Source organism: Methylococcus sp. EFPC2 (assembly GCF_016925495.1).
Classification (GTDB): domain Bacteria; phylum Pseudomonadota; class Gammaproteobacteria; order Methylococcales; family Methylococcaceae; genus EFPC2.
This window is the reverse complement of record NZ_CP070491.1, coordinates 3,473,251-3,491,270: the sequence shown is the minus strand read 5'-3', so window position 1 is coordinate 3,491,270 and position 18,020 is coordinate 3,473,251. Positions and strand designations below refer to the sequence as shown.

Here is an 18,020-nt window from a genome sequence, read left to right as displayed (position 1 = left end):
TTCAAGGTTCGGCGGCTTCGTTTCGCTTTCGTTAGCGGCGCGCCCCTTACCGTAACGTTGGGCATAAGGAATGACATTCGGTCAGCTAATACAAATAGCTATTCTGATTGCACTCCTGTCCGTGCCGGTAGTTGTCTGCTTTGGAATTAAAAAACGATTTCGGGGTGTCAAAGGTTTTGCTCTTGCATTTGTGATATCAGCGGGTTTAATGAGCGCGACTGTTATTGTTTTATGGTTGGGCTATGACTGGTATCTGGATCAACAGATTGCCCCTCTCGACAGGAATGGCGATGGAGTATGGACACCCGATGAGGAAGTCACTTGGACGAAAGAAGATAAAAGAAATATGGATGCCTACTTTGGGGATAGCGGCCGCAATGTATTTGCCGCAATTATATTTCCTGCGTTATCGGCCGCATATTCGCTCGCTGTAGTCACCATATACTGGCTATTCACGACAGCTAAACAGAGGCAAGGCAAGCATTGCTCAACCCGACGTTCAAGCGGGACGCCGCAAAAGCGCGGCGCCCCTTAGCTCCACGTTAGCCGCCTCCGAAATGCCACCCATGAAACGTATCCTCGCTTTCGCACCGGTCGCAGCCTTGTCGGTCTTCTTGGTCGGTTGCGCATCTACCAAGATCGAGACAACTGGATCCGCCATCAGGGAGCCCCTGTGCAAGGCCGGCGCGCAAGCGCTAACAACAGTCGTCTACTGGAGTCCGCAATGGCGGCCCGACCAAAAGGAGCCGCCGCTACGCGAGGCTGCTGCTCTCCGAGGAATTGAAGACTTCCTGGGTCGTACAAGTTTCCTGGCAGTAGCAGGGATCAATCGCTGGCCGGCCCAAGATCCACTCCCGTCAGACGAAGGGCTCATCCGTTTGGTTGCTGCCGCAACTCCAAAGCCAGAGCGCCTCGTATTCGTCGTCGTGCGTGAGTTGGGTCCGCGGCTAACCATTGGCATCCCAGTCATTGTCGAAGGTGGCACCGAAGTGCTCATCGATGTGCGTGTACTGAACACGCAAAATTCGGAATCACTGGCCAACACGCGTACCTTCTGGCGAAACGGGGGCGCCTTCGTCATCAAGGGCGTCAAGACACTTGACCAAGACATGAGCGCCGCCCTGAGTGCCACCCTCACGCCGAACTCTCTTGCCAAGTGAAGGCGGCTAAGCGGGCGTTAGCCCGCGATCATCGCGGCCTGAAGGCCGGGGCCATAAGGGTTCACGGCTTCGGTTTCTGCTCCACCCGCTTGAGCAGGGCGAACAAATCGCTGTTGGTCGACAGGACGATGGTGGCGTCGTTGCCTATGACCTTGCCGTAGGTATCCATGCTCTTGAGGAAGCGGTAGAACTCGGCCGCCTCGGCGCGCTGGGTGTAGGCCTTGGCATAGATGCCGGTGGCCTTGGCGTCGGCTTCGCCGCGGATCTCCTGCACGCGCTTGTAGGCGGTGGATTCGATCTCGTTGATGTCGCGCTCCATCTGGCCGTGTATGCGCGCCGCCTCGCCCTCGCCTTCGGAACGGAAGCGCTGGGCGATCTGCAGGCGCTCGCTGATCATCCTTTGATAGATGCGTTCCAGCACCTGCGGGTTGTAGTTGATGCGCTTGAGCCGGATGTCCAGCAGTTCGATACCGAACTCGGCCAGCTTGGGCGCGGCGGCGTCGAAGATGCCCTTTTCGATGTCCAGCCGGCCGTACTGGATGGGTCGCAACGTCGCCACGGCGGCGGCGCCGCTCTCGTCCTGCAGGGGCTTGCGGTCCTTGTCTATGCGCACCACTTCGATCAGCTCGTGGCGGGCGACCGCAGTGCGGGTCTCGCTGCCGAGTATGTCTTCCAGGCGCGACTGCGCGGAACGTTCGTCCCGCAGCCGCAGGAAATAGCGCATCGGATCGGTGATGCGCCAGCGCGCGAAGGTGTCGACCTGGATATAGGTCTTGTCCTTGGTCGACATTTCCACCATGGGACCGTCCCAGGCCAGGTAGCGTTTGTCGATGCGGGTGACCTGCTGGATCAGCGGCAGCTTGAAATGCAGGCCCGGCGCGGCGATGGGTTCGCGCACCGGCCGGCCGAACTGGGTGAGAATCACCTGCTCGGTCTGGTTGACGGTAAAGGCCGAAAGATAGGCCAGCCAGAGGACGATGACGGCGAGAGCCGTGCCTAAGCTCGAAGACTTCATTTGGCTTCCTCCGGCGGCAGTCTGGCGGGCAGGGGCAGCATGGGCAGGATCTGCTGCACCGACTCGTCCACCACGATGGTCTGCTTGGCCTGCGGCAGCACCTCGCCGAGCGTTTCCAGATAGATGCGCGTGCGGGTGACGTCCGGTGCCTTCACGTATTGTTCCAGCACGGCGGTGAAGGCCGAGGCATCGCCTTCCGCTTCGTTGATGCGCTTGAAGCGATAGCCTTCGGCTCCGCGTATCTTCTGGTCCGCCTCACCGCGGGCACGCGGCACGGCCTTGTTGTATTCGCCGTTGGCCAGGTTGATGGCGTTCTCGCGGTCCTGTTGCGCGCGGTTCACCTCGTTGAACGACGGTTGCACCGGCTTGGGCGGATCGACATTCTTCAATTGCACCTGGTTGACCGATACCCCCAGGCCGTAGCGCTGGGACAGCTCGCGCAGCCGGCTCAGGGCAGTGTCCTCGATTTCCTGCCGGCCGATGGTGATGATTTCGTCCACCGTGCGGTCGCCGATGATCTCCCGCATCACCGATTCGGACAGGTCGCGCAGCGTTTGGCCCGGCGCACGCACGTCGAACAGATAGGCCTCGGGTTCGGTAATGCGGTATTGCACGACCCATTCGACCAGGGCGGCATTCAGGTCGCCGGTCACCATGGACTGTTCTTTTTGTGGCTCTGGGCCGACTTGGTCGGGATTGGTGTATTCCTCGGTAGCGAAACCGAACTCCAGCTTGAGCTGGCGTTGGGTCGGCACCTCGATGGCATGGTCGATGCCGAGCGGCAGTTTGAAATGCAGACCGGGCGGCACTTTCTTTATAAACTCGCCGAAGCGCAGAACCACGCCCTCCGACTCGGCGGGAATGGTGAAATACGAGGACCACAAAATGACGATGGCCAGCAGGACCAGCGCCAGGCGTATCGGCGAAAATGCGGAAGAGAAGGGCGGGACGCGCTCGCCCCAGGGTGTCGTGTCTGTCATGTTCATCCCTCATACCTAGATGGAACGGCCGGACTTCCGGAGTGACTGGCCGGCTTGATCCGACGCCGGCCTGAAATTACATGATGCGACATCGCGCCGACGATCGCGAGTCCATAAGACCAACACGAGACAAAGCCTTGCCCATGCTCATACCCCATCGACAACTCAGTGTCGAAGCCTTGCGAGGCCTCATCGAGGAATTCGTCACCCGAGACGGCACCGACTACGGCGAAATCGAGACGACGCTGGCGGACAAGGTAGCCATGATCGAACGTGAGCTGGAGCGCGGGCTCGCATTTGTCGTCTACGACGAAGAGGATGGCGGTGTGACCATCATCGCCCGGCAGCAACTGCCGCCGGAACTGGTCAAAAGCATACGAGGGTAGGGAATATGGCAGGGTATGAATGAACGCTGCCGCAGGTTTCTTTAAACCATAGATACCCACGGGAAATCGGGTTTCCCGTGGGCGATTGCCGATAAATCTCTTGGGATTTATCGGCCTTTTCCGGTATCGCGTTAAACGCTGATCTGGCTGCCGTCGAACTTGGTGAAGGTATATCCGGCGAAGGTTTCGTTATAGGTAAAGCGCTGGTCTCTGAGTATGCTGATGGCCAGCGCCTCGCCCAGGGTGTGGGAAGCCGAGATGTCCGAGCGGATATGGAAGCCGTTGAAATTGCGGCCATAACCGATGTTGTTGACCAGCTTGTTCAACTCGCCGCCGACGGTGAGGGGCGCGCCGACATACGGAATCAGCTTGGTCGGATCGATGGGATCCACCTGCACCGGATTCGGTATCACATGGTTCTCGTCGAAGTAGGCCTTCAGCAGCGTGACGGGCGTGGCGGCAGATATGGTCGCCCCGCTCGGATAGCCCGGATGGGTCGGCGCGCCGCTGTTATTCGCCAGCGGTAGGAGATAGCTGCCGAAGGCGGCGAACGTGCGGGCCAGCGCATCGGAGCCGAGGATGTCCTCATGGATCGGATAGTGCGCGCCCTTGGCCAGGATCTTGTGCACCAGCCCGCCGTAGTCTTCCGGACGCAGGCGCCGGTTGACGTACCAGTTCTGGTAATAGGAGGTCTTGATGGCCAACGGGCCGGCCAGGGCGACCAATGCCTGAATGAAGCTACCGGAAAACGAGGAGCCCGCGTTCAAAGTCTTGGACTTGACGTAGGGGTTAGCCGGATTGAGGGGCGCGCCCACGCCGCCGGCCAAGGGATTGCCCGCGACCGGCGCGGTGAGCAGGATTTGCAGCACATGCAGATAGGTAGGCCCGGAATTGCGGGCCAGCCACGCCAGATCGCGCCCGTTGATGATATGCCGGCGTCCGGACTCCGTGGTGATGGTCTTGCCGGTGCTGATGCCGTTGCGCAGCTTCAGCCACTCGTCGAAGTCGGTTCCGAAAGTTTCCCCCGCTTTCTGTATGGGACGGGTCTGCGGCTGGGCGGGAGAGGTGCCCCAGGCCGGAACGGGCCGCAATAGGAACTGCGAGATATAAGGCCCTTCCAGCGTGCCCGGCGGAACGACGTATTTGCCCGTTTTCCCGCTGGCATCGGCGGCGTAGTCGACATAGGCGGCGGTGCTGCGGAACAGGGTTTCCGGCGTGACCTGGCCGCCGGATCGGGGGCCGTTGAACGCCGGCAGCTTGTTCAGCTCATCCACGGCGGCGAGCACCAGCGGGTTGGAGGTGTCGTTGCGGTACTCGCTGAACGGCACATCCCTCAGCAAGGCCTGCCAGTAGACCTCGATGTGGTCGGCGGCCAGTTCCGCGCTGTCCAGGCGCGCGGCCAGGGGTATCGCCAGTTGGGCATTGCTGATGCCTTCCAGGGCGGTGGTCAGAGGGCCTTCCGGATCGGCCAGCTTGGCCGTGCCGCCCAGGACGATATTCTCGAAGTCTTCGTGCTTGCCCGATTTCAGCGCTTTCAGCAGGGATGCGTAGGAAGCCGGATCGACGTGGCCCTCGGCGTCGTGCTTCAGACCCTTGGTGCCAACGCTGATCCCGTTCGGGTAGCGTGCCTCGTCGCCGTTGTTGGGTTGCGGTGGAATCTCGAAGCCGTACTCCTCCTGGGCCGCCTTGATGCGCGCCTTGAAGGACTTCTTGCGCAACTCCCTGGTGTGCAGGGTACCGTGAGTATCGTTGCGATATTTTTCGGCCAAATCGTGCCCGGCCGATGCCTTGCCGTGATCGTCGCCACCTTCGTCTTTGCCGGCCAGAGCGGTGCCGGGTAAAGCGGGGGCCAGAACGCCAGCCGCGGTCAGCAGGCCCGCTTTGCCGATGAACGAGCGCCTGCTGACAGCCCCCGTGGCGGATGCCTGGGCGGGGTTGTCCGTGTCGCCGTGAGCATGCGCGTCTATTTCGGTGGACTGCTGCGTAATCGAATTACTGGTCATAAGATTTTTCTCCGTAAAATCTACCGATATCGAATAAAGTCATCGAGAATAGAAAAATAACTATCCCCGCGCCTTGTTACTCAATATCTATGCCAGCGAAAAACCCGGTTTTTAAGGCTTAAATAAATAATAATTGCTGCGCTTCAAACAGCGTGTGTTATGAGGCTGCTAGTTATTCAGCACACCGGCTCAGGGTTATCGAATGTCGAAATACAAATGGTATCCGGTCATGATGCCCGGAAATAACTTACGGCTTATGAGTCGCTCATGACGAGTAAATCGAGCCGCTAATTGCCGCAGAGGATGAAGATGGATGAACGGAGCCGGTTGGACTGGATGGACTTTTCCCCGGAAGCAATTCCCACGAAAACCGACCTGTCCCGTTTGGAAGCCTGGCTGGACACCCGCGGCGTGGCCGGCCCGGCACGGATACTGGACTTGGGCTGTGGTGCCGGCGCGCTGAGCCGCCGGCTCGTGCAGCGCGGATATTCCGTCACGGGGATGGACATCAACGCCAAGGCCATCGCAGAAGCGAGCGCAGCCGTGCCCGCCGCACGCTTCGAGACGACGGACATCGCATCACCCTTGGGGCTCGGCCTGATCGAACCCGCGTTCGACGGCGTCGTCTGTCAGTTGGTGATTTCCATCATCGGCGATGCCGGCGACCGCGCGCGGCTGCTCGCCAATGCCCATGACGCGCTCGCCCCGGGAGGATGGCTATACCTTTCCGCATCCGGCGTCTCCGACGATTTGAACCCCGACTACGCCCGGCTTTACGAGCACGACTTTCCGCTGACCGGGGAGCGCCATACCTATCTCTCCCGGGACACCGGAGGAAACGCGCTGTACCGCACCCATCACTTTACCCGCGACGAATTGACCGCACTGCTCCGCGCGGCCGGATTCGTCGCCGTCGAAATCGCCGAAACGCTCGAAGCGAGCAGCCGCCGGCCGGACCAGCGTGCGCGCTTTTTCTATGGGTTTTGCCGACGTCCTTGTGGCGACCCGCCGGAAGCGAGTTTGTAATGGATAGTTACGCGGAGGCTATTCCTGCAGCGCAGGAGCTTCGCCGTTGGGCCAGTAATAGCGGACGCCCGGTTCCTGATACCTGGGGTGGTTCTTGGGGCTGCGTGTGATTTCGTAGGTCGCCATGCGGTGGCGCAGGATGTTACGGCTGATATCGAGCAGGCGCGCCGTCTGCACCTGGTTGCGGTCACAATATTCGTAAGCCGAACGTATGACGGTCTCCTCGATGATTTCGAACAGCTTGGGCGGCGCGGCATCGAACAGGACACGCAGAGCGGTTTCGAGTGTCGGGGTGCTCGGCGGCGCGGCGGCCACCTGCGGCCTCAGGCCGGAAAGTTTGAAATCCTGGGGCCGCAACTGGCTGCTGGGGCATATCAGCAGGGCGCGATGGATGGCGTTTTCCAGTTCTCGGATATTGCCCGGCCAGTCGTAGCTGAGCAGCAGGCGTACCGTGTCCGGACTCAGGGTCGCCGAGTAACCCAGGCGGCTGCCGTAGACTTCGAGGAAATGGTTGGCCAGCGGCAGGATGTCGCCCGGCCTTTCCCGTAGAGGCGTCAAATGGATGGCGGCGACGTTGAAGCGGTAATACAGATCGGGACGGAAGTGCCCCGCTTCGACCGCATCCTCCAGGTTGACGTTGGTGGCCGCGACCACCCGGACGTCGACCGGCGTGGCTTTGCGGGCGCCGACCCGGACGACTTCCCGCTCCTGCAAGACGCGCAACAGTTTGGCTTGCAGTCCCAAAGGCATGTCACCCACTTCGTCGAGAAACAGGGTTCCGTGATTGGCGGTTTCAAACCAGCCGACCTTGCTTTCGACTGCCCCGGTGAAAGCTCCCTTTTCATGTCCGAACAGCTCGCTTTCGATCAGCGTCTCGCTCAAGGCCGTGCAATTGACGGCGCCGAAGCGCTCGCCGGAGCGCCTGCTCATCGCATGGATCTGCCGGGCGACCAATTCCTTGCCGGTGCCGGTCTCGCCGGTAATCAGCACCGTGGCATCGCTCGGGGCGATGCGCTGGATCTGGTCCAGCAAGCGGCGCGACACGTTGTCCTCGAAAACCAAGGCGCTGGCGCGCACCGAGAGCGTCATCGACCGCGGCTGCGAGAACGTGAGGACCGTCGACTGGTCGGCCCCGGCGGATGATTTGGCCTCTATATCGGCTGAATTTATTTCCATGATTTGCGCATCTTCTCGTGTTTTTGGAATGCTGCATGACGAATCGCAGGTTATTGCGGTATAGCGTCATGAGCGACAAGCTCGGCTGCCGGGCGCGGTCGACCGCGTACCGCCCAATCGACTGTCCATTCCTGGATGAATGCGTTCTTCCTAAGCTCACTGCGGACTATCAAAAAGCTCGGCCTCGGCTGCGACGCGAGTCCGTCAACCCGCCGATACCCGCGAGCGACGCGCGCTGTTCTCGGCGTAAGCGGCGTAAAACCGCGGAGGTTCGGCCACAGGAAACACTTGCCTCCCGCGTTCCCGAACCCAAAGGGGACTCGTGGGTCAAGCAATAGCGGTGCCACTTTGTTTGGGCCGCCCCATATCGGGGCATCGAACACCCTTAATTCGCGCTTGCCGCCGAGATGATGCGCGGCTTGGCGGGCTTCGACTGGCCGGCGCGTCTTCGCCGCTCTCCGCCGGGCGTGCACGCCGGCCGATGCGATGGCCACTGTTCACCAATCAGCACGCGACCATCTTCATTGCTGATTCTGCAGCAGCATCCTGCCCGTGATGGGCGCACGCGGGAGGCCGGTTTTCGCGTCCACACCTTAAATCGCGGCCCGCTCGGCCAGGCGCAAGCCGATTTGTCGGCGCCATAGAACTGGCATGAAGACTGCTCCATCTGTGCTGTTTTCAGGCAGGATGGGGCGCGGGCAACATCCCGTCGCTTAACCGCCCCCGTACGCTCTACTCGGGGAGCGGGCAAAGCGCTCCCAGTCATCGGACGACGAGCGACCTGCCAGATCGCTGCGCCGGTCCGGGGCTACCCGGACCGGTCGAGCAAACACCCATCGTTATTTCCTACATCGAACTCGGAGGTTTTTTCATGTCGCGTAAAACTGCAGACGACTTTCATCCGGAAGTGCTGAAGCTTTTTGACAAGTATGTTCACGGTTTGACCAGTCGCCGCGGATTTCTGGAGGGGGCGGCCAAGTTCGCCGTCGGAGGCATCACCGCGGCCGGGCTGCTGGAGGCCTTGAGCCCCAAGTTTGCCGAAGCGGCGCAGGTGCAGAACGACGACCCCCGCATCAAGACCAGCTACGAGGAATACGCGACGACGATCGAAGGCTACGGCAAGATACGCGGCCTGCTGGCCAGGCCCGCCAAGGCCGAAGGCAAGCTGCCGGTGGTCCTGGTGATCCACGAGAACCGCGGTCTCAACCCGCACATCGAGGACATCGCCCGCCGGCTGGCGGTGGACAATTTCATCGCCTTCGCGCCCGACGCCCTTTATCCGCTGGGCGGCTACCCCGGCGACGAGGACAAGGCGCGCGATCTGTTCCAGAAGCTGGACCAGAACAAGACACGCGCCGATTTCGTCTCGGCGGCCGGCTTACTCAAATTCCTGCCGGGCAGCAACGGCAAGGTGGGCGCGGTCGGCTTCTGCTACGGCGGCGGCGTGGTCAACCATCTGGCCACGCGGGTTCCCGATCTGGCCGCGGGCGTGCCTTTCTACGGCAACCAGCCGCCGACGAAAGACGTCGCCAAGATCAAGGCCCCGCTGCTGATCCATTACGCAGGTAACGACGATCGCATCAATGCCGGCTGGGCCGCCTACGAAGGCGCGCTCAAGGAAGCCAAGACCCGTTACGAGGCATTCATTTACCCCGGCGTGCAGCACGGCTTCAACAACGACACGACGCCGCGCTACGACGACAACGCCGCCAAGCAGGCCTGGCAACGGACCGTAGCGTTCTTCAACAAAAACCTTCGCGCGTAATCTAGCTAACTAGAGGGGGAGCCCGATGAAACGTTCGCTTTACTGGATACATCGTTGGACGGGCGTGGTGCTCGCCCTGTTCATGCTGACCTGGTTCGCCTCCGGCGTGGTCATCATGTACTCGGAGAACCTGAACCAGAACCGGCCCCAGCAGTTGGCGCATGCTGAAAAGCTGCTGCCCGCCAGCGGATGGCTGAGTCTGGGCGAGGCCTGGGAACGTAGTGCCGAGGAACGCAAGACGGCGGTCGCCGAGATATTGGCCGGCCGCGGAGAAGCCCAGCGCGGCGCCGGTGAGGCGCGTGCGGGCGGCAGATCCGCCGTGGCACCGGACGTGATCGTCGACGCCCGTCTCGTGCGTTCCGCCGGCCAGCCCTATTGGCTGGTGGAGAACGGCCCCGGCAGGCGTTTTGCCATTTCCGCGGTGGACGGCAAGCTGCATAGGGTGAGCGTGGAAGATGCATTGCGCATCGCGTCCCAGTGGGTGAACGGGGAAGATTTCGGCCGCACGCCGGTCGCCTACGTCGACACCATCGATACCGATAGCACCCTGGGCAACCAGGAGGCCTTGAAGCCGTTTCACCGCATCGCGGTCGACGATGGCAATGGCACGGAGCTGCTGATATCGGCCCGCACCGGCGAGGTTTATCGGGCTTCCACGTCTTTCGAGCGCGGCCTGTATTACACCGGGAACTGGATCCATCTGTTGAAGTTCCTGGATGTATTGAGCCCGGGCGAAACCCGTCACAACGTGCAATCGTGGGTCGGCTTCGGCGCCACGGCGGCCTGTCTGACCGGCATCATCATCGGCTGGCTGCGCTGGCGGCCGGGCTGGTTCGGCAAACCGACCTACTCTCAGGGGCGTACCCAGCCTTACCGCGACTTCTGGTGGAAATGGCACTTCTGGGGCGGCTTGATCGGTGGGGTGTTCGCCTTGGGCTGGGGACTCAGCGGTTACCTGTCCACCAATCCGTGGCTGATCTTCTCCAACGGCAATCCTACCCGGGCGGAGCTGGCTGGCTTCGTGGGATCGGAGCTCCCGGCCGTGATGAAGGACTGGAAACCGGCCCCGCTGACCGGAGAGGACGCCGACGGCATCGTCGAACTCGGCTGGCGACGCCTGGCCGGCGAGGCCGTGCTGCTGGCCTACACGCCGGACGGCCGCCGCCAGCCTCAGGCCATCGAGGGCGCGGCGACCCGCTTCAGCGACGCGGCCGTGCTGGACGCCGCCCGTCGTCTGGTCGGCAAGGAAGCCGAAGCAAGCTACGTGGCGCAGGGGGAATACGACAGCTATTACTACCCGCGCCGCGGCCGCGGCACCTGGGAACGGCAGTTGCCCGTATCGCGGGTCGACTTCGCCGACGCCTCCGGCAGCCGGCTCTATATCGATCCGATCGAGGGCCGTGTCCTGATCAAGCAGGATCAAAGCCGACGCGTCTATCGCTGGGCCTTCAACCTGCTGCACTACTGGGATTTCGGCTGGCTGCAGAAACGCCCGGTCTGGGACGTCTGGATGCTGACCTGGATCGCGTTGGGACTGACGCTGAGCGCGACGGCGGTCTGGCTGGCCTGGCAACGCCTGAAAGTGACCTTCAAAGCGAAGAAGCGCGCTCGCCAGGAAGCGAAAATACCCGCGGTGGCGGCGCGACCGGCGACGGAATCCGCGGTGGCAGGATAAGCCACGCGCGCAGGCGGGACGGATGTGGCGGCTTCCGGCCAGGCCGGGTGGAGTCGTTGGGGTTAGGACACCCTGGCCACAGATCGAGGGAGCCGGTCCGTCCAGTAGGACCTCCGAGAGGCGGCCCACCCGGCGCAGGGAAGCGCGATTCCAAACCGGCAGGAGCGCCGGTTTGTAGACCTCCCGGAACCGATCCGGACATGCTGAGCAATCCTGGACGGAGAGGCTCGGCACTTATTCCCCGTCCATGACACGGGCGTTCCAAGCGCCCATCGAACGGTCCGGCTCCGGGCCACCTCCCCAACCCGCCGTTTTTCGAAGGATTCCGATGACGGTCATCGCACTCGATCATGTGCAACTGGCCATGCCGGCCCACGGCGAACCGGCGGCACGCGGCTTTTATGCCGGCATGCTCGGTCTGCGCGAAATTCCGAAACCGGAACCCCTCCAGGCAAGAGGCGGTTTGTGGTTCGCATGCGGAAGCCTACAGCTGCATCTCGGTGTCGATCCTTCTTTCCGCGCGGCGGGCAAGGCACATCCCGCGTTTGTGGTGCGCGATCTACACCGGCTCATCGAAACCTTGCGCTCGGCAGGCTACACGGTGCTCGAAGATGCCGAGCTTCCGGGCGTCGAGCGGGCGTTTACAGCAGACCCGTTCGGCGCGGTTCGAACTCATCCAAGTCACCGCCCTACATGAAGACCGTCAGCCCTGATCCTGAAGTTCCGGATTCAGGTATGCGGCCTCACCCATCGATGTCGTAACCATCCGCTTCCATAAAGGAATTTATATGTCGGGAGTTTCTTGCAAATCGGCGATCGTCCTATTCGGATTCATGCTGCTTTACGGCTGTTCCGGAGGCGTAACACAGCGGCCGGCCACGTCGGCAAACCCTTTGCCCGAGCGGGCCGGGGAGTTGCCCGTCAAGGCTTACGCCGCGCTGCCCGAGGTCGAGCACATCAGCCTATCGCCCGATGGCAACCGCATCGCTTTCCTGCAAAACCTGGACGGCAACACGATCCTGGTGACTCAGGACCGCGTGGGCGGCGGAAACCGGCATATCGTCGTCCGCAGCGACAACCAAAAGTTTCACATCAACGGCTACAACTGGGTCAACGACGAACGCCTGCTGGTGCGGGTGTGGTATGCGGATCGCGCAGCCCGCCTGAAGTTCGTACGAACCGGTCTGTTCGCGGTGAACCACGACGGCACACAACTCAAGGACGACCTGATAAGGGTCGACGTGCCGGGTCTGAATAATCGCTATGTTCCGCAAATCCAGGACAGCTATTTCCGCATTCCGGGCGACCCGCGCCATGTCTTGCTGTCGCTGGACGATAGGCAGGCGGGCGCGCCGAGCGTTTACCGGCTGGACGTCTACAGCGGCGAGAAGGAGCGGGTGGCGGGCAACCCCGGCAACGTGCGCCACTGGTTTCCCGACCTGCAAGGCCGCGTACGCGTCGGGGTCGGAGTCAACAAGAGCAAGTTGAGCATCGTCTACCGTCCGCCGGAGGGCGGGGAGTGGCGCACCCTGGGCGAATACGAACAAGGCCACGCCGACGCCCTGGAGCCACTGGGTTTCGACGCCGATCCGGACCTGCTGTACGTGCGGGGCATACACCAGGGCCGCAAAGCCGTTTTCCGCATTCGCTTGTCCAACGCCGCCGGCAAGCCGGAACTCGTCTACGCCGATCCCAAGTACGATGTCGCCGGGGCCTTGATCTATTCCGCGGCCCATGACCGGGTCATCGGCGTGGGCTACGCGACCGACACGCTCCGATTCGCCTACTGGAACGAGTCGGGCCGACGCCTGCAGGCCGCCATCGACAAGGCCCTGCCGCAGCGCAGCAACGTCATCGTCAGCAGCGCCGGCAGGCGGCATATCGTGTCGTCGTCGAACGCGGCCCGCGCTCCGGTCTATTACGCGATGGACGAAGACACCGGCTTCCTCGACGAAATTGCCGAGACCTACCCGCTGCTCGCCGATGCCCGACTGAGCCCGCCTCAAACCGTCAAATTCAAAGCGCGCGACGGACTGGAGCTGGAGGGCTACCTCACTCGGCCGACACGCGCCGGCACCGGGCCCGGACCGGCCATCATTTTCCCGCATGGCGGCCCCTGGGCGCGCGACGTGGCGGGCTTCGATCCATGGACCCAATTCCTGGCGGACCGGGGCTGGACGGTGCTGCGCCTCAACTTTCGCGGATCGGCCGGCTACGGCGCGGATTTCGAGCGCGCCGGCTTTCAGCGCTGGGGTCTGGAAATGCAGGACGACATCACCGATGGCGTGCACTGGCTGATCCAGCAGAAACTGGCCGATCCCCAGAAGGTTTGCATCGTCGGCGGAAGTTATGGCGGCTACGCGGCCCTGATGGGTGCGATCAAGACGCCGGAGCTCTATCGTTGCGCCGTCAGCCTGGCCCCGGTGACCGATTTGACGCGTTTGGTCGATGAGCTGAACGACGCCCGCTGGCTCGATTACCAGCTACGCTCGGCGTTGGCCGACCGCAAGCTGGGGCGCCGGTGGTCCGACCGTGACCGGCTGAACGATACCTCGCCCCTGCAGCAAGCCGCCAGGCTGCATACGCCTCTGCTGCTGGCGCATGGGACCGACGACCTGAGCGTCGATGTCAGCCACTCGCAGGATCTGGCGAAAGAATTGGAAAGCGCGGGTTTCAAGGACTTCCAATACCTGGAACTCGAACACGGCGATCACCACCTGTCCCGCGAAGTGGACCGCGTGCAGTTCTTCGGCGCCCTGGATGCCTTCTTGCGTAAATTCCAGTAAGCGGCTGCCTAGCGTTGCGCGCAGTATCCGAACTGGGTGGAGCCGCCGGCGGGCAGCGATTTGTTCCAATCGGCACCGGCGGCGTTCAAGGTCGGGCCGGCTTGGGTATAAACCGCGTTCCACAGGTTATCGACCTGACCTTCGATCGCCAGGCTGATCCGCCAGAGTTCCGATGTGGGGCCCGAGTTCCTCACGTCCACCGTCGCGCAATAGCCGCTGCCCCAGTCCGAATCGATGCTCAGTGCCGCGCTCACGCTGCCGGGTATCGGATCGGTCTCGTCGGTGTCCGTCGGCGAGTTGCAGCCCGAATCGTCTGGATAATCGGCGAGTCCGTCGCCGTCGTTGTCCAGCCCGTCACTGCATACCGGAGTGACGGACGTGCGTTCCGCACAGAAGCCGAAGTTCGCCGTCGCGCCTGCCGCGAGGGTCGTGTTCCACTCCGCTCCCTGCGCCTCGACCTGCTTGCCGTTTTGGGTGTAGGTCGCGCTCCAAAGATTCTGTATGGGTCCCTGCGCCGTGAACGTGGTCTTCCAGACCACGCCGGCGGCGGTGCCGTTGGTCACCGCGACGTCGGCGCAATAGCCGCTGCCCCAATCGCCGGTGATCCTCAGCGAAGCGGGCAGTTCGGTCGGCAGCGGCGGGTTGGATTCATCCGCGTCGGTGGCCGAGGCACAACCCGGATCGGCCGGATAATCGGTCAGCCCGTCCCCGTCGTTATCCAGCCCGTCGGCGCAGACGGCCGGTACCGGCAAGGGATCGGTCTCGTCGCCGTCGCTAGCCGAGACGCAGCCCGGATCGGCAGGGTAGTCGGTCGCGCCGTCGCCGTCGTTGTCGACCCCGTCGTTGCAGGCCACGAAACCCCGGTTCAGGGCTAGCGCGCCGTTCGCGTAATATTCGCCTATCCCGGCGCGCAGAAATCCGCCGTCGTCGTCGGCATTCAGCGCAGTGCGATCGTTGAGATGGTCGGTGTGGTTGTAGGTCCGGTTATCGATGGCCGGGGGATTGGTCACGCCGTCTTCGAGCGCGTCGAAATACCGGGTCTGTTCGTCCTGACCCGCTCCGAACAAAAAGGCCACCACCCCGGCGTCCCGGTATTGCTCCAAATGGGTCGTATCGCCGCCTTCCAGTACCGATTGCAGGAAATACTCTGCCCGGTTGTCCTGGTAGTGGCCGGTCGTGTTGTTGCCGCTGCGGTACAGGGTGTTGCCCACCGGGATCTGCCACAGGATGACTTCCTGGCCCAGTTCGGACGACAGCTTGGCGATGAAACGGCGGTAGCGATCGAAATCTTCCGGCTTCCACCAGCGCTGCGCTTGTCCGTTGACCTGGTAGTAACCGGAATCCCGGTCGGAAAATTCCGAGAACATCACGTCGAAGGCAGTCCCCAGCGCGCGGTAGAAGTTTGCCGTCGCCAGCCCGATCGCCTCCGGATCGCCCTGGTTCAGGATCAGGTCGGTGCGGGTCGCCCAGGCCGAGGCATGCCAGCCCAGGACCACGTTGGGCGCATATTGGTCGCGCAGCGCGGCCATCAGCTTGGCGTAACCGCGCGCGTTGTTCTCGTACCCAATGGCCTGCGGCAGCCCCGAGGATGCCACGGCGACCGCTGTGTTGGCCGGATCACTGTCGTTCCACTGGAAATAGCCGAAAAGGTCCGGCTCCAGATGCACCACCACCGGATCGCCATAGGCCTTGATGCGCTGCAGCAGGAAGATCCAGTTCTCGAAATAGGCCTTCATGGTGGCCGCCGTTTGCAGGTTGCGGAACGGCGGGTCCTCGTAGGCGTACGGCGTGGCCGGCACGAGATTGTAATAGGTCACTACCGGCGTCAGCCCGGCGTCGCGGCTCTCTTTCAGCCAGAGATCGGCGAACGCCCCGTCGGGCGAGTTCCAGTTGCGCCAGTCGTTGCCACCCAGGCCACCGGTGAAATACTGGTAACGGTAGCCCACCGGCATGCCGCTCAGGCGGCTGATACCGCCTATGGGGTTGTTGCCCACTCCGAATGACAGTACTCCCGGCGTGTTGCCCGCCAGAGGCAGGGCCGAAGTCGTCGTGGATAGTGCCAAGAGCAGGGGAAAGGTTGCGCGGGAACGTTTGAGCGCTTTCGCAGGCATGTAAATGTCCTTATCGACGGGTACGAGGAGAGGTGTCGGTGCGGCCCCATCCGCTGAATCGGGCCCGGCCGCCCGACATAAAGTAGCAAACGGTTCCGATAAAACGGTGCCGAAATGCTCAAGATACGGGCATGTCTTAGCCGGTGCGCCATCGCATCGAAGATTGCTTACTTTGCCCTGGCCGAGCGCTCAAGCCAGCGCCCGGCCAGGGCTTGGAGTAATTCACCGTCCTGCTAAGCCGGTTTGCGTTTTTTCGAGCAAGCCAAGCCGGTCGCAGCAGTAGCCATCAGCCAGAAAGCGCCCGGTACCGGCACAGTGGCTGGGGGCGTATGGACGATCAGATTGTCCACGCCGAACCAGCCAAACTGCCGATCGGCGCGAATTTCCAGATAACGGACGCCGAACATCAGCGCCCCCGTGGTCTCAAAGTTTTTGCTCAGCGTCACCGGCGTCGTCTCTCCGACCAGATGATCATGGTCGTCATAGCCGAATATCTGAACGCTGTTGGCGTTGTACCAATAGTTGGGAGCGATCCAGGCCACGTCGATCGACTCGACGGTGCTGGGCCTGCGAAAATCGATCCAGAGACTTTGCACGCCGGCATAGTTCGACGCATAAGAATCGCCGACCAGGTTGCCGGGAATCTGAAACGAGCCGGGGGCACCCGGAGTAAATTGAGTCGGATCTTTGATCGACCGCCCGAATCCCGCCTAGCCGTTCCGCCGGCACGGTCGCGCTGGCGTGACGCTTCGTGGACGGTGATAATCCGGCCCGCCCGCGTGTGCGGCGACGCTAAGCCGGGAGGAGAGCACCATGAATCGTCGATCCTTGCTCAAAAATGGCCTGCTGCTTGCGGGAGGGCTCGCGCTGCCGCCGCTTTGCGGAAAAGTGGCCTGTGCCGCGGGCGCGAAATGGCGCGCTTTCGAAGTCCGCAACCGGATAGAGATCAGGAACCCGAGCGGGCGGATCCGGGCCTGGCTTCCGTTGCCGCTGTATCGCGCGACCGATTATTACCGGCGCGGGGTAGACCGCTGGCAGGGGAACTATCGCTCGGCGCTCGCGGTGGACTACGACACCTACGGCACCCGGATGTTGCGAGTCGAGTGGGACCCCGGCACCGTGCCGTGGCTGGAGGTTAGGAGCCAATTCACCGCCCGGGACAGACGGGTCGACCTTGGGGTCAAGCACCGGGTGGGTCCGGCCGAAGACCGGGCCGTGCTGGCGCATTTCCGCCGGCCGTCTCGCTTAGTTCGGACCGACGGCATCGTCGCGAGCACCGCGGAACGCATCGTGTCCGGTTGCAGGACCGATCTGGACAAGGCTCGGGCGATTTACGAATGGATCGTCGAAAACACCTTCCGCGATCCCAAGGTGAAGGGCTGCGGCACCGGAGACATCACGACGATGCTGGAAACCGGTTATCTGGGCGGCAAGTGTGCGGACCTCAACGCGCTCTATGTCGGCCTCGCCCGTGCGGCCGGCCTGCCGGCACGCGAGGTCTATGGCATACGGGTGGCGAAATCGGCGGAGTTCAAGAGTCTGGGCCGCGCCGACGATATCACCGGTGCCCAGCATTGCCGGGCCGAAGTGTACCTGGCCGCGCACGGCTGGATTCCCGTCGACCCGGCGGACGTGCGTAAGGTCGTGCTGGAGGAAAACTCACCCGGCCAGCCTTTGCCTCTGGACGATGCAAAGGTCATACAAGCGCGCGGCAAGCTGTTCGGCGCCTGGGAGATGAACTGGCTACCGTACAACTACGCGAGCGATGTCCGCCTGCCCGGCAAGGAAGGCCAGAGGGTGGGCTTCCTCATGTACCCGCAAGCCGCGACAGCCGATGGTCTGAAGGACTGCCTCGATCCGGAAAATTTCCATTATTCGATCAAGTCGGTGGAAATCGTCTGAGGTTCGCCCGGCTAGGGCCGGGCAGTGGCAAGCTA

At 62.5% G+C, this 18,020-nt stretch carries 15 protein-coding genes; 9 read left to right on the top strand and 6 right to left on the bottom strand.

Translation table 11 applies throughout. From position 1 onward, the window contains the following. Positions 1 to 70 precede the first annotated feature (70 nt). Complete coding sequence (locus JWZ97_RS15000) at positions 71 to 535, top strand: hypothetical protein (protein WP_205430874.1); 465 nt, start codon at positions 71 to 73, stop codon at positions 533 to 535. 31 nt (positions 536 to 566) lie between these two features. After that, positions 567 to 1,160, top strand: coding sequence for a hypothetical protein (locus JWZ97_RS14995; protein ID WP_205430873.1), 594 nt, complete (start codon positions 567 to 569; stop codon positions 1,158 to 1,160). 61 nt (positions 1,161 to 1,221) lie between these two features. Here JWZ97_RS14995 and hflC read toward each other — a convergent pair whose 3' ends face one another. Together hflC and hflK are read right to left on the bottom strand one after the other, a co-directional pair. After that, positions 1,222 to 2,175: a protease modulator HflC gene (hflC, locus tag JWZ97_RS14990; RefSeq protein WP_205430872.1), complete on the bottom strand. Its 954-nt coding sequence runs from the start codon at positions 2,173 to 2,175 to the stop codon at positions 1,222 to 1,224. After that, a complete protein-coding gene (gene hflK / locus JWZ97_RS14985) occupies positions 2,172 to 3,161 on the bottom strand; it encodes an FtsH protease activity modulator HflK (protein WP_240342364.1) in 990 nt (329 codons plus the stop codon). The genes hflC and hflK overlap by 4 nt, the downstream gene beginning before the upstream one ends. A 137-nt stretch (positions 3,162 to 3,298) precedes the next feature. Between hflK and JWZ97_RS14980 the strand changes: the two genes are divergently transcribed. Further along, complete coding sequence (locus JWZ97_RS14980) at positions 3,299 to 3,541, top strand: YheU family protein (protein ID WP_205430871.1); 243 nt, start codon at positions 3,299 to 3,301, stop codon at positions 3,539 to 3,541. A 131-nt stretch (positions 3,542 to 3,672) separates the two neighbouring features. Here the strand turns inward: JWZ97_RS14980 and JWZ97_RS14975 are convergent, their stop codons facing one another. Continuing rightward, positions 3,673 to 5,544 (bottom strand): twin-arginine translocation signal domain-containing protein, encoded by a 1,872-nt coding sequence (locus tag JWZ97_RS14975; protein WP_205430870.1) that lies wholly within the window; start codon positions 5,542 to 5,544, stop codon positions 3,673 to 3,675. Positions 5,545 to 5,853: 309 nt separating this feature from the next. Here JWZ97_RS14975 and JWZ97_RS14970 point away from each other — a divergent pair, with 309 nt between their 5' ends. Next, the gene (locus JWZ97_RS14970) at positions 5,854 to 6,570 is read left to right on the top strand and encodes a bifunctional 2-polyprenyl-6-hydroxyphenol methylase/3-demethylubiquinol 3-O-methyltransferase UbiG (RefSeq protein WP_205430869.1); all 717 of its coding nucleotides are present in this window, start codon (positions 5,854 to 5,856) and stop codon (positions 6,568 to 6,570) included. A gap of 18 nt (positions 6,571 to 6,588) precedes the next feature. On the opposite strand, the gene JWZ97_RS14965 is transcribed toward JWZ97_RS14970, so the two are convergent. Continuing rightward, positions 6,589 to 7,746, bottom strand: a complete 1,158-nt coding sequence (locus JWZ97_RS14965) for a sigma-54-dependent Fis family transcriptional regulator (protein WP_205430867.1) — start codon at positions 7,744 to 7,746, stop codon at positions 6,589 to 6,591. An 871-nt stretch (positions 7,747 to 8,617) separates the two neighbouring features. On the opposite strand from JWZ97_RS14965, the gene JWZ97_RS14960 reads away from it, so the two are divergent. The 4 genes from JWZ97_RS14960 (at position 8,618) to JWZ97_RS14945 (ending at position 13,972) form a co-directional block, all read left to right on the top strand. Beyond that, complete coding sequence (locus JWZ97_RS14960) at positions 8,618 to 9,511, top strand: dienelactone hydrolase family protein (protein WP_205430865.1); 894 nt, start codon at positions 8,618 to 8,620, stop codon at positions 9,509 to 9,511. Positions 9,512 to 9,536: 25 nt separating this feature from the next. Beyond that, on the top strand, positions 9,537 to 11,186 hold the full coding sequence (locus JWZ97_RS14955; protein WP_205430864.1) for a PepSY domain-containing protein: 1,650 nt from the start codon (positions 9,537 to 9,539) through the stop codon (positions 11,184 to 11,186). 328 nt (positions 11,187 to 11,514) lie between these two features. Then, positions 11,515 to 11,883 (top strand): VOC family protein, encoded by a 369-nt coding sequence (locus tag JWZ97_RS14950; RefSeq protein ID WP_205430862.1) that lies wholly within the window; start codon positions 11,515 to 11,517, stop codon positions 11,881 to 11,883. Between the two features lie 91 nt (positions 11,884 to 11,974). Beyond that, positions 11,975 to 13,972 (top strand): S9 family peptidase, encoded by a 1,998-nt coding sequence (locus tag JWZ97_RS14945; protein WP_205430861.1) that lies wholly within the window; start codon positions 11,975 to 11,977, stop codon positions 13,970 to 13,972. Between the two features lie 8 nt (positions 13,973 to 13,980). Here JWZ97_RS14945 and JWZ97_RS14940 read toward each other — a convergent pair whose 3' ends face one another. Then, complete coding sequence (locus tag JWZ97_RS14940; RefSeq protein ID WP_205430860.1) at positions 13,981 to 16,083, bottom strand: cellulose binding domain-containing protein; 2,103 nt, start codon at positions 16,081 to 16,083, stop codon at positions 13,981 to 13,983. A 233-nt stretch (positions 16,084 to 16,316) separates the two neighbouring features. After that, positions 16,317 to 16,625 (bottom strand): hypothetical protein, encoded by a 309-nt coding sequence (locus JWZ97_RS14935; RefSeq protein ID WP_205430859.1) that lies wholly within the window; start codon positions 16,623 to 16,625, stop codon positions 16,317 to 16,319. 271 nt (positions 16,626 to 16,896) lie between these two features. On the opposite strand from JWZ97_RS14935, the gene JWZ97_RS14930 reads away from it, so the two are divergent. Continuing rightward, positions 16,897 to 17,985: a transglutaminase family protein gene (locus JWZ97_RS14930; protein ID WP_205430858.1), complete on the top strand. Its 1,089-nt coding sequence runs from the start codon at positions 16,897 to 16,899 to the stop codon at positions 17,983 to 17,985. Positions 17,986 to 18,020 lie beyond the last annotated feature (35 nt).